The sequence below is a fragment of the Paenibacillus sp. FSL H8-0261 genome (assembly GCF_045040645.1).
GTDB lineage: Bacteria > Bacillota > Bacilli > Paenibacillales > Paenibacillaceae > Paenibacillus_AQ.
Genome location: NZ_CP150297.1, coordinates 41,979 through 53,938, shown reverse-complemented (window position 1 = coordinate 53,938; position 11,960 = coordinate 41,979). Strand labels below are relative to the sequence as shown.

Sequence of the window (11,960 nt, the reverse complement as noted above, 5' to 3'; positions counted from 1 at the left end):
CTCTTACTAAACAGGCTAACGGAAGCCAAAGCCACCGTCACCTATTATGATTGGAATCGAAAAGAAGCCTCAGCTGTAACGCCAAGGCTTGCGGATGACGATAGAGACAGGCGCTATCACCTACTGAAGCGGACTCGTCAGCAAGCTAAGCTCCGGATTATGCTCTAAAGCCTCCTTGCAATAGTCGCAAGTCACCTTTACCGTGATCTCACCTTCTGAATTATACGCTATTATATCTCTGCGCTCCGCAGGGGTCAAGGAATGAAGGCCCAACTGCATTTCTGTAACATCACTTCTATTAATGCTGCCTAGAGATGTCTTGCAGTGCCTACATACATAGTTTATTGCCATCTATATGCCTCCTGAAGGTACTATATACCTTCAGTATGTCCGGGGAGCATCATCTTTAGCCTCATAACCAACAGAGTTTACAGATCAACCATTGAATTTAGCCATCGTCTGTTCGAATGAATTCTGTAAGCTGAACTCCAGTGCATCACAAGTATTAAGGATCATCTGCTTCAGTGGATCGCCTTCCTTTTTAGGAAAAGAAGAGAGAACATAATCCACTATTGCAAAACCCGGTTCAGGGCGAGAAATACCCATGCGTACCCGATTAAAGCTTTGAGTACCTACATGCTGAATGATCGATTTAATTCCGTTATGCCCACCAGCACTACCTTGATAACGCAAGCGAATTTTTCCGATTTCGGTATCCAGATCATCGTAGACGACGATCATATCTTCTAGTTTAACTTTGTAAAAATCCATATAAGCGCGAACGGCCTCACCGGACAAATTCATAAAGGTCATCGGTTTAATCAATACGGTTTTGACTCCCCCGATAACCCCTTCACCGATCACGGATTTACATTTGCTTTGGTTGAAGGAAATCCCGTTCTGAGCCGCAAGCTCATCCAATGCCATAAAACCAACATTATGCCTTGTTTTCGCATATTGTGTTCCCGGATTTCCCAATCCGACAATCCATTTCATTATCGAACCTTTCCTTTCCATCGGGCTCTCCGGCAAGAGAAGTCCGTTTTTGGTACAATAGATCTTATCTACATATCTCTGTGCAACCAGAGCGAAATTATACTCCGAAGACAGGTGATAACCTATGCTACATCAAAGTGGAATCTTAACACATCAGCGCGATTTTCAGTACCATATCCAATATGCTGTGCCTGTGGAAATATACAGAGGCGACGTGCACATTGACATTGGTGTATTGACAGCAGTGGACGAAGGATTCGTGGAGCTGCAAGGGACACTCTATAACCGCAGCATATTCACCTTCGTCTCCCGCGCCGGGTATTGAAGCCAGCGCTTCTACCTGCATCACGCCGATAAGGGTTACATCTCCGAGAGTGGAGGTGTAACCCTTTTGTACAATATAAGAATGTATAAGTTTCACGCTATACATTATCCTTATATTTATTCAATCTCAAACAATTTACTAATCGACAACTCTTCATGAACGCGGATAATTGCCTCACCCATAAGTGGAGCCACGGACAACACTTTGAGTTTAGAAGTTGGGTTCGCGCTGCGAATTGGAATCGTATCTGTCACGATAATCTCTTTAATTGGAGAATTCTCCAGACGTTCATGTGCAGGACCAGACAATACTGGGTGTGTACAGCAAGCGTATACTTCCTTCACGCCGCCTTCCATCAAAGCATTAGCACCAAGTACAATAGTTCCAGCAGTATCGATAATATCATCGATCAGAATGGCTGTTTTACCTTCAATATTACCGATAATGTTCATGACTTCGCTGACATTCGGCTCTGGACGACGCTTGTCTATAATTGCAAGCGGAGCGTTCAGGAAATCAGCAAGCTTTCTTGCACGTACTACACCGCCGTGATCTGGCGATACGACAACTGGGTTCTCGATTTGTTTGGAACGGAAATACTGAGCCAGGATAGGAACTCCCAGCAAGTGATCCACTGGAATATCAAAGAATCCCTGAATCTGCATAGCATGGAGGTCCATCGTAATTACACGGTGGGCGCCGGCTTTTTCAATCAAATTTGCTACCAGCTTGGCTGTAATAGGGTCACGGGAACGAGCTTTCCGATCTTGACGAGCGTAACCATAGTAAGGGATAACCACATTGATGCTTTTTGCGGAGGCGCGTTTGAGTGCATCCACCATAACTAAAAGCTCCATTAGGTTGTCATTAACCGGGCCGCAGGTGGATTGAACAATATACACATGACAACCCCGAACGCTCTCTGACAGCTTGACCTGAATTTCTCCATCGCTAAAACTTGTAGTATGCGATTCACCCATCGGAATTCCGATGTAATCAGCGATTTGACTAGCAAGCTTTGGGTTGGAGTTACAGGTGAAAATCTTTAATTTGGAATCACAATAAGTCATAAAATTTAAACCCTCCGTGACGGAATTTAGCTTTCCAAAGGCGCCGGCGCGGAAATTCAAGTCCGTCCGGCGCTTCTTAGCAACGCTTTACGATGGACTCGAGTGGTCTTTCTTCGCTTTTGCACGGGAACGGATCTTCTCTGCATATCCCGGTTTATTCTCCTGCCGTACTCTGGCAACAGCCAGATCGTTCTCTGAAACGGAACGCGTAATTGTCGAACCAGCTACAACAAAAGCCCCCTTGCCCACAGAAACCGGTGCAATAAGGTTAACGTTACTGCCGATAAAGGCATCGTCTTCAATTGTTGTCGTAAATTTATTATACCCGTCGTAGTTAACAGTAATCGCACCGCAACCGACGTTTACATTCTTACCCACAGATGCGTCGCCAATATAGCTAAGATGCGACACCTTAGAACCGTCACCAATCGTAGCATTCTTGATCTCGACGAAATCTCCAACCTTCACTTCTTCTCCAAGTATAGAACCTGGACGCAAATAGGCAAAAGGCCCAACGGTAGTCCGTGCGCCAACTTGTGCTTGATTCAATACGGACTGCTTAATCGTCGCGTCGTCCATGATCTGACAATCTTCGATTTCACTTGCCGGTCCGATCACACAGTTCTCACCGATTACAGTTTTACCCTTCAAGATGGTTCCTGGATAGATCGTTGTATCCGACCCAATGACTACATCTGCTCCGATATATGTGGAGGCAGGATCGATTATGGTTACGCCACCCAGCATATGTTTGCGGTTGATACGTTGACGCATAATACCTTCCGCATCAGATAAAGCTAAACGGTCATTAACACCAATAGACTCGTTAGCATCCTCAGTCTGGAATGCTAGAACAAGATCACCTTGCTCACGCAAAATACTGATAACATCTGTCAAATAATATTCCTGTTGATTATTGCTGTTAGTAACCTTCTCTAAAGCCGAAAATAACTTGATGTTATCAAAGCAATAAATTCCTGTGTTGATTTCATGAATAGCTGCCTGTTCGGCATTACAATCTTTCTGTTCTACGATCTTCATTAAGCCGCCATCTTCACTACGTATAATCCGTCCTAATCCAGATGGATCATCCATTACTGCGGTTAATACAGTCGCTGCCGCCTGACGCTCCTCATGCAGAGCCATCAATCCTATCAGCGTCTCCGATGTAATAAGCGGAGTGTCACCATAAGCAACAATCGTCGTTCCTTCTTCACCACCGAGCAAATCCTTAGCTTGTTTGACAGCGTGACCAGTACCGAGCTGAGTTTCCTGCAGCACGTATTCCGCACTTTGCCCTACATAGGCCTTAACCTTCTCTGCGCCATGCCCAACAACAACAACGGTGCGCTGGCATCCGGTCGCTTCTACTGTATCAAGCACGTGCCCTACCATTGGCTTACCGCAAACGGGGTGCAGCACCTTATATAATTTAGATTTCATTCGCTTGCCTTGACCTGCGGCAAGAACTACAGCCATTCTTTTCAAGAATGCCAACCTCCTACTCTTGAACTCACTACTGAATATATCTCATTCCGGGCAAAAAGAAAAGAGAACCATGAAGTCATGGTTCTCTTTTCTATAAACCCCATGTTAGAAAAGCATTTATCGCTGCCTTTCGAAGATGTCGTCAAATCCTTCACTAGCGCTAGCTTTTCTTGCAAGATCAAGCTGCTTAAGTCATGAAGTATATTCGGTATGATCTTATCAAAAACGGCGGATCCTACGCCACCCAAAAGGTAGCCGTCTTCCGAGGCAGCCTAAGCTCCCTCTTCAATAACTTCTTCTTCTTCTTCAGTAGCGGCGCGATCGTACTCGGCCAGAACCGCGGATTGAATCTTCTCGCGTGTTCCCGAAGAGATCGGGTGAGCGATATCGCGGAATTCGCCATCCGGTGTACGCTTGCTGGGCATTGCAACAAACATCCCGTTATTACCATCGATGACGCGAATGTCATGAACAACAAACTCGTTATCGATTGTAATGGATGCGATTGCTTTCATTCTCCCCTCAGAGTTAACGCGGCGGAGTCTGACATCCGTAATTTGCATGTGTGTGTTCACCACCTTTTTCCATCAGAGACTTGGTGTATAATTCCACACAGCAAAGCGAATTCCTTCTTTTTGATTCCATAAAATACCTAAAAAAGAAATATATTTTTTAGGATCTGTTGTTTTCGACACGCATCGGGTGATTTTCTTAATATCCCTTACGTTTTCGACAATTTCCACGCTTTTTGAAAACAAAGAAACGTCAATCTATCAAGAGGAAAAGTAGTTACCCGGATGCGCGGAAATCCGCCGCTCTTTCGAGTCTACCTCGCTTAGTTTCACTAAAGAAACATAGTCATGCAACAGACGCTCTTCCGTCTCTACTGCACCTGATTCGACCAACACACCCACTCCAGCAACTTCGGCATTGAACTCACCGAGTAAATCAACCATCCCTCGAACGGTCCCGCCTGCCTTCATAAAGTCATCTACAATGAGTACCCGTGATTTCTCCTTGAGTGCTCGTCTAGAAAGAGACATGGTATGTATGCTCTTATGTGATCCAGATACATAATTAATGCTTACTGCTGAGCCTTCTGTAACCTGATGATCACGTCGTACCAGCACCACTGGCAAGCCGAGCTGTGCTGCCGTTGCATAGGCTAGCGGAATCCCTTTAGTTTCTACTGTCATCACCACATCGATTTCCGATCCATAAAAGGCCGTTGCGATGATCTTCCCAGCTTGCTCCATCAAAGATGGCAGTCCAAGCAGGTCCGACATATACAAATAACCACCAGGCAATATCCGATCTGTCTGTTCCAGCTGCACACATAAACGTTTAACAAAAGAGAGCGCCATTTCTTTAGGCATCACAGGAATATAACGTACTCCACCTGCTGCACCGGCTAAGGTCTGAAGCTCTCCAATGCCCTCACCTTCAAATACTTCTTTTATGATTGCCAAATCTTCACTGATGGAGGACTTAGCCGCTCCATACCGATCGGCAAATATAGACAGCGGCAGTAGGTCATGTGGCCGCTCAAGTAAAAACTGAGTCATGTCTACCAAACGTTGGCTTCTTTTTAATTTCTTCACGGAATGCTCCTCGCCAAAACCGAATATTTTATGAAAAATATATCACTTTTGTACGGGTTTACACAAGAGAAGCATACTAATTAAGTGATCTCACTGCATAGACTTCCTTGCAGAACCCTCGCAGTCCATTATAAATTCTTGCTACTTTAGACTGCTTGGACACTAAACCGAACACTGTAGGACCGCTGCCGGACATTAACACTCCGTCTGCTCCGAGCTTAACCATCGCCTCTTTGAGCTGCTGGACCTCTGGATGTAGCTTTAGGGTAACATCCTCAAGCACATTGCCCAGATGATTACACACGCCCCCAAAATCTCCAGCTTCGATCGCGTCCTGCATCTTTCGAGCCGAAGGATGAACAGCTATATTATTGCTCCGCACACGTCCGTATACTTCCGCAGTCGATACATTGATAGGTGGCTTAGCCAATACTACCCAGCATTGCGGAGGATTCTTAATCGGCGTCAGCTTCTCGCCACGACCTGTTGCCAAGGCAGTGCCACCTGTAACGCAGAAAGGCACATCTGAGCCAAGCTCAGCGCCAAGCTCCTGCAGCTCCTGCGCAGGTATACCTAGGCGCCACAGTCGGTTCAGACCACGTAGGGTAGCCGCTGCATCACTGCTGCCGCCAGCCAGGCCAGCTGCCACCGGTATTCTTTTATCCAGATGGATATGTACACCACTCTTCACGTTATAACGCTCTTTAATAAGCCTAGCCGCTTGAAAGGCCAGGTTCTTCTCATCTAGGGGAATATAACCCGCTTGACTTGATATTATAATAGTATCCCTTGGCAGCTCAGACAGCTCTAAACGGTCTGCTAAATCTACCATGGTCATAATCATTTCCACCTCATGAAAACCGTCAGCACGCTTGTGCAGCACATCCAGCATCAAATTAATTTTAGCTGGTGCCTTCTCATACATTTTCAAGGCGTTCACCCACCTTCAGCTTTTCCCGTAAAAACAACTTAACATATTATATGAAAAACTTCTAATGAAGTCCAATAATAAAAGGGTGTCGCCAGTTAGACGCACCCTTTTTCGTTAAATAATTGTTCACACGCTAAAGATTAAGATTTCCGGGCAGCCTCTTCAGCGAGCTGAATCGCTCTTTTTACCATATTACCTGCATCCTTCGCCCGTATTCCTCCCCAGCCTTCACGTTCCACCGTTTCGTAAAAACCAAGCTCCTTGGCTAACTCTGTCTTTAGTTCTTCCGACATCATGCCTCGTTTTCTGCGGCTCATTACGGAATTCCTCCCTTATGAAAGAAAATGATAAACCGATTGCTCAATTAGTATGCTTGCTTAGAACAAGGATCATTCACTGAATATTAACGCAAAAAAAAGAAACAGTCGTCCTTTATGAAGGACAACCGTTTCTGATACAAATAAAAAACAGCCTCCAAAGGAAGCTGCCCGTGAAACATTAAGCTTTAATATACATAATCCGCATCTGCCCATCGTCTTCACATACTGTGATTTCCACAGATTCAGTAAGGATATCGGCATAGCTATAGGAGACTCGCTTGAATGTTTGCTGCTCCTGATCCAGTTTGACAATAAATACAGAAGGGTACGTTTCTTCCAGGACACCGGTGCGTTCTACGGTTTTACGACGACCTCCGTTTGCACGCAACGTGATCTTATGACCGACGTGAGCTTCGAGACTGCGTTTGATTTCCAACAGCGCGTTATTAGCCATTGCCTGACGACCACCTCTTTTCTTGTCCATTATACAACTTCCCCAGGTGTTTGTCAAAGCAAATAAATAATTATAGATGATGAATATTTGGTTGTCAACGGAATTTTTTTGCGGAGAATCAGAGGCGAACTAATAGCCTTGTTATCTGTAATAGGTTTACCACAAAGCAAGAAAAATAACATTGTCGATCTTTAAAGATAACTACCATTTCACACAAGCATAATCGCCTTTGGCGTCGTCCCTATAAGGACGGTTAGCGTTAATGCGGGAAATATAAGGATAATGTATAGCGTGAAACTTATACTTTCTTATATAAAAAAAGGGTTAAGCTCATCGCTCACCCTTTCTTCGCGTTACTCTATTCGGCCACTCCAAATTACCTATTAGCTTTGAAAATAGACCAGTACCTGTCGATTAAATTGCGGAAGGTGTCACTTTTAGTGCTGACAGGTTCTGCAGACGCGGCATCCCAATACGGAAGCTGCCACGGGTCTCAATACCGCCGATTCCCTGATTACCACTAATGGTGTTGTTCAAAACCTCACTCAGATTCACCGTATCCCTAATGGGCGTGAACGACGATTTTGCCGCTACATAAACTGGGTCTAGGGCATGGATCAATATCCGTCCAGGAGAACTGGCGAAATTCGCCCCTGCCCCCAGCAGTGCTTCAAAATGTGACTGACAAGCACCTGCAACAATCGTCAACGCATCAAAATTTCGCTCATAATCCCTAGCTACCCTAATAGCAGCTACGAAGTTTTGCGAATTTTTATAGCTGCTCAGACTGTGAAGATCGTAAGTATGCTGTTGCTTCAGCACCCCGTCATGACCGGTAATCACCACAATATCTGGACGCACGCGGGGCAGCAGCCGGTATAAAGTGTCAGCCATTGCGGACTCATGAACATGATGGCCTTCAGCAGGGATCCGCAATTGCTCGTATAAGCTAAGGCTCTTATTCAAATACGCTGGATCGCCATCCAGATGCAGTACTTTTCCCGGCACTTCAAAATAAGCAGCTTCCTTGGGCGATGGAGCCCATGCTCCTTCTGATAGAGCGCTCCCGCTCCGCTGACTTTGCTCCTGTCGGTCTTTCCGCAGCTGTGTCAGTGATTCATTCGCTTTAATCTGTGCCTGCTGTCCTCTTTCCGTAATTCGGGTAGGAGGCACTTGAACCAAGTCATTCAGAGGAGAATCCGCCAACAGACGGAAATCTGTGCCTTTAATGACGGCTCTGTCCTGCACAATATGATCTACACGAAAAGTCAAATCTCCGCCATAAGATTTGCGAACGACCAAGTCTCCTAAATTCATTACAACCACCACCTCTACCCCATCGTATGGGCAAAGGCCTCAGTTGGTTCATAACTAGCTATGTTTTTAGCTTATTCAATTCCAGCAGCCAACAGAACACCGCTCAATCGGGCGTATTCTTCTAGACTTAACGTTTCTCCACGACGGGTTGGTTCAATACCAGCTTCTGCGAGTAAAGCCTCCAGACGCTCACGTCCCTCTTCAGGGAAGTAACGAGCCTTGAGATTGTTAGCAATCGTTTTGCGACGCTGTGTGAAAGAAGCTTGGACGACCTCAAAGAAGTGCTTCTCACTCTCAACTTCTACCGGTGGACGCTCTCTTACCTTTAGACGGATTACAGCGGACTCCACATTAGGTTGAGGAATGAACACCGTACGCGGCACAATGCAGACGAGCTCAGGCTCGCTGTAGTACTGCACGGCAATGCTAAGGCTCCCATACTCCTTTCCTCCCGGAGAAGCAGCCATACGCTCCGCAACCTCTTTCTGAATCATTACAACGATGTTATCAAGCGGAAGCTTCTCTTCGAGCAGCTTCATCAGAATCGGAGTAGTTACATAATACGGCAGATTGGCAACTACGCTTACCTTGTTCACGGATGCAAAATCTTCTTTGAACAGCTCCTGCAGATTTACATTCAGAACATCATCATTACGAACCTTAACATGCGGATAAGGGGAAAGTACGTCCCTTAAAATAGGAATCAGCCTACGGTCGATCTCCACAGCGGTCACCGCACCAGCGGTTAGCGCCAAACGCTCCGTCAGGGCACCAATCCCAGGACCGATTTCCAATGCCCCTGATTCGCTATCTAGCCCAGCAGCGTCAACAATCTTGTCCAATATATTTTGATCAATCAAAAAATTCTGTCCTAAGCTCTTCTTGAACTTGAATCCATAACGTTGAATAATTTCTTTCGTCCGTTTTGGAGTCGAAATTTCCTCTCTACCACTCATGAAGTAATGCCCCCCTGATCAATTTGGGCGAGAGCTCCGGCAAATTCCTCCCGCGTAATTCCAAACATCGCCAGCCGCTTGTACAGCTGCTTGCCATTACAATATCCGATTCCAAGCAAATTACCAAGTGCCATACGTCTTTCAGCTGCCCGAGGGTGTACAAGCATTCCAGCGGCCATTAAATCATCAAGTCCAATTAAAGCAGGTGCACCTTCAAAAGAGGTATGTACATTCCGCAGCGCATGACGAATCGCCTCTGGTGAAGCGTTCTCCACACCGATATCTCCCTTGCGGGTTGCGTCCTTCTCAGGAATGAAGGCATGCTTACAGCCCGGCACCTTTGCGGACACAATCTTACGAATTCGTTCACCCGCATGATCCGGGTCAGTAAGGATAATCACTCCTCTACGCTCCATAGCAAGCGCGATCTTCGCAATTACGGTCCGGTCTACAGCCGAGCCCCCTGTTTCGATCGTATCTGCTTCTACAGCACGTTTAACAGCGACGGTATCACTCTTACCTTCAACGACAATTAATTCCTTAATCATATCTCTTGACTCCTTCCAAAAAAAGCAAAAAAGAAGAGGTTTCGCTCCTCTTCTTTTGGTTAAAGAATGTATAAGTGATGAGCGGTTGCTCTGCGATCAACGAAATGATCATCTGGCGTTCCTTAACGGTTATCATCACTATAGCTTATCAAAGAATAATTTGCAAAAGCTTCAGCCTAGTTTAACTCCGGCTTCACAGGTCCAATCACATAAACGGTACGTGATTTACGTCCGAAATTACGCACATGGCTCAGTGAATCATAATAGACATCTACTTTATTGCCTTTAATGGCACCGCCAGTATCTTCTGCTCGGCGGAATCCAAGCCCCTCGATATATACCCACCAGCCAATAGGAATTACATTCGGGTCTACCGCAATTGTACGACCTTCCGTTACGCGTGTTCCGGAAGCAGTTTTGTTACCAATACCTGGCTCTTCTGATGAATAAGCTGTCATGGAGACGTTCTTAATCATCTTCTTGTACTCAAAGTCTACGCCAGCCTTGCTTGTGACATTATTAGTCTTAGCGCTAACCTTAGCCGTTTTTGAAGTGGTGTTTGATTTGGAAGTTGTTGTAGTCTTAGCTACAGCCGGCTTAGGAAGTGCTTTGGTACCAACGGCAATAATCTTATCTTTCGTTACCGTTTGTACTTCCTTACCAATCATGCGCATAGAGGCCAGTTCTCCGTCTTGGTAGATCTTCTCAATATGCTGAATCATGACGCCTGGTTTGCCTGCCTGTGCCACTCTAACTGTTCCCACAGTAAGGGAGGGGTCTGCTGTCTTGATGACTCTGAAGGGTAAGTTAGTTGTTCGCTGTACGGTCTGTTTGTTGATGCGAACAATCTTAACCTCCATGTTTGCAGAAATGGTGGTGTCTAACGAAGGGAAAATCTTATCATGACCTTCTAGGGTAATGCCCATTTTCTCAATTGCTTTACCAATTGTGTCCTCGGTCGTATATAACGTTTTTGTTGCTCCATCCGCAGTAAGACTAATTTTCTGCGCACGATTGATAACGACACGGTCACCGTCTTTTATTTCATCACTCAGACCTAAAGATAGTTCATCATGCGGCTGCAGCGAAATTTGCTCTTTCTCCAACACATCACCAAGAAGCGCTTCCCGCGTTTCAAGCGTCTGTGTTTGCCCGTCTATTACTAAAAATAATTGTTTGTTACTTTGACCGTGTACGTACAGCAGAATAAGTAGCGCGATAGCGACTGAAATCACGCCTGCAAGTAAAAGTACGCGAGTATTTACTTGCTCCCACCGTAATGCGAAAGACCTGCTGGATGACTGCGAATCATGGGATACTTCTGGTTGGAATACGCCCATTCTCTCCATCCTCCTTACATAGCCCCGTCGTCAATTGTATATCATGAGGACTGAATTCCTTTGACGAAACTATTTGAGATTGTCACAGGACACGCACGTAATAACTTAGCGTCTCCTGCTCATGGATCGCCTGCTCGGCACAGCTACTCCCACCCCTGTTATATAACAGTATGTGGGCAACATTCTATTTATTCAAAAATAAAAAAGCCTAAAAAGAGTTCAACTGAGGACTCTTTCGTGGCTTCTCCAATATCAGAATAGAGAATGCTTGTGCACGAGGTTGCCTCTCTTACTTGCGCTTACGGGGTTAGCTGTCGGGTTCGGACGAAAGAGAGACGCCCTATTTCAGGTCACCCGCTCATGGCGGTTGCCCTTAAATTCACCCCAAAGACCACGTGAAGAAATCAAATACTGTCCTACGGCACGTCTAAACCGTATTTAAAATACAGGCATGCGGTAGGTCAATATTGGTTCCCCCGTTCTCCATACGGAGACTCAGCGAGACGATCCATGAATCAATGGCTGTCACTATAACACAGCTCACATCACTGAAAAGATGATATCCTGTTTTGATGCATGTTGTAAAGGACGATTCAACCACGTTTACGCAAAAA

14 protein-coding genes and 1 riboswitch are annotated in these 11,960 nt (G+C 45.6%); of the genes, 1 reads left to right on the top strand and 13 read right to left on the bottom strand.

All coding sequences use genetic code 11. The annotated features are described in order from the left end of the window. Positions 1 to 120: 120 nt before the first annotated feature. Together MHI27_RS00255 and pth are read right to left on the bottom strand one after the other, a co-directional pair. Entirely contained in the window at positions 121 to 351 is a 231-nt protein-coding gene (locus MHI27_RS00255) for an anti-sigma-F factor Fin family protein (RefSeq protein ID WP_042123127.1), read from the bottom strand. 84 nt (positions 352 to 435) lie between these two features. After that, the gene (pth, locus tag MHI27_RS00250) at positions 436 to 996 is read right to left on the bottom strand and encodes an aminoacyl-tRNA hydrolase (protein WP_405175347.1); all 561 of its coding nucleotides are present in this window, start codon (positions 994 to 996) and stop codon (positions 436 to 438) included. Positions 997 to 1,120: 124 nt separating this feature from the next. On the opposite strand from pth, the gene MHI27_RS00245 reads away from it, so the two are divergent. After that, positions 1,121 to 1,321 carry a hypothetical protein gene (locus MHI27_RS00245; protein WP_042183847.1) on the top strand — a complete coding sequence of 67 codons (201 nt, stop codon included), beginning with the start codon at positions 1,121 to 1,123 and terminating at the stop codon, positions 1,319 to 1,321. 116 nt (positions 1,322 to 1,437) lie between these two features. On the opposite strand, the gene MHI27_RS00240 is transcribed toward MHI27_RS00245, so the two are convergent. From MHI27_RS00240 to MHI27_RS00190, 11 genes are all read right to left on the bottom strand, one after another. Further along, positions 1,438 to 2,391 (bottom strand): ribose-phosphate diphosphokinase, encoded by a 954-nt coding sequence (locus MHI27_RS00240; protein WP_036678796.1) that lies wholly within the window; start codon positions 2,389 to 2,391, stop codon positions 1,438 to 1,440. An 87-nt stretch (positions 2,392 to 2,478) separates the two neighbouring features. Further along, positions 2,479 to 3,879: a bifunctional UDP-N-acetylglucosamine diphosphorylase/glucosamine-1-phosphate N-acetyltransferase GlmU gene (glmU, locus tag MHI27_RS00235; RefSeq protein WP_042183845.1), complete on the bottom strand. Its 1,401-nt coding sequence runs from the start codon at positions 3,877 to 3,879 to the stop codon at positions 2,479 to 2,481. Between the two features lie 272 nt (positions 3,880 to 4,151). Beyond that, a complete protein-coding gene (gene spoVG, locus MHI27_RS00230; RefSeq protein ID WP_042123119.1) occupies positions 4,152 to 4,442 on the bottom strand; it encodes a septation regulator SpoVG in 291 nt (96 codons plus the stop codon). A gap of 210 nt (positions 4,443 to 4,652) precedes the next feature. Next, positions 4,653 to 5,480 carry a pur operon repressor gene (gene purR, locus MHI27_RS00225; protein ID WP_042183840.1) on the bottom strand — a complete coding sequence of 276 codons (828 nt, stop codon included), beginning with the start codon at positions 5,478 to 5,480 and terminating at the stop codon, positions 4,653 to 4,655. Positions 5,481 to 5,556: 76 nt separating this feature from the next. Next, positions 5,557 to 6,411, bottom strand: a complete 855-nt coding sequence (ispE, locus tag MHI27_RS00220) for a 4-(cytidine 5'-diphospho)-2-C-methyl-D-erythritol kinase (RefSeq protein WP_042183839.1) — start codon at positions 6,409 to 6,411, stop codon at positions 5,557 to 5,559. 140 nt (positions 6,412 to 6,551) lie between these two features. After that, the gene (locus MHI27_RS00215) at positions 6,552 to 6,728 is read right to left on the bottom strand and encodes a small, acid-soluble spore protein, alpha/beta type (protein ID WP_042183837.1); all 177 of its coding nucleotides are present in this window, start codon (positions 6,726 to 6,728) and stop codon (positions 6,552 to 6,554) included. 181 nt (positions 6,729 to 6,909) lie between these two features. Beyond that, positions 6,910 to 7,185 (bottom strand): biofilm formation stimulator Veg, encoded by a 276-nt coding sequence (gene veg / locus MHI27_RS00210; RefSeq protein WP_019914493.1) that lies wholly within the window; start codon positions 7,183 to 7,185, stop codon positions 6,910 to 6,912. A 414-nt stretch (positions 7,186 to 7,599) separates the two neighbouring features. Next, positions 7,600 to 8,502, bottom strand: a complete 903-nt coding sequence (yabG, locus tag MHI27_RS00205; RefSeq protein ID WP_042183835.1) for a sporulation peptidase YabG — start codon at positions 8,500 to 8,502, stop codon at positions 7,600 to 7,602. Between the two features lie 71 nt (positions 8,503 to 8,573). After that, the gene (gene rsmA, locus MHI27_RS00200) at positions 8,574 to 9,458 is read right to left on the bottom strand and encodes a 16S rRNA (adenine(1518)-N(6)/adenine(1519)-N(6))-dimethyltransferase RsmA (protein ID WP_042183833.1); all 885 of its coding nucleotides are present in this window, start codon (positions 9,456 to 9,458) and stop codon (positions 8,574 to 8,576) included. Further along, on the bottom strand, positions 9,455 to 10,006 hold the full coding sequence (gene rnmV / locus MHI27_RS00195; protein WP_042183831.1) for a ribonuclease M5: 552 nt from the start codon (positions 10,004 to 10,006) through the stop codon (positions 9,455 to 9,457). Before rnmV ends, rsmA begins: the two co-directional genes overlap by 4 nt. Before the next feature lie 176 nt (positions 10,007 to 10,182). Beyond that, a complete protein-coding gene (locus tag MHI27_RS00190; protein WP_042183829.1) occupies positions 10,183 to 11,346 on the bottom strand; it encodes a 3D domain-containing protein in 1,164 nt (387 codons plus the stop codon). A gap of 281 nt (positions 11,347 to 11,627) precedes the next feature. Further along, a riboswitch (cyclic di-AMP (ydaO/yuaA leader) is annotated at positions 11,628 to 11,857 on the bottom strand. Between the last annotated feature and the right edge of the window lie 103 nt (positions 11,858 to 11,960).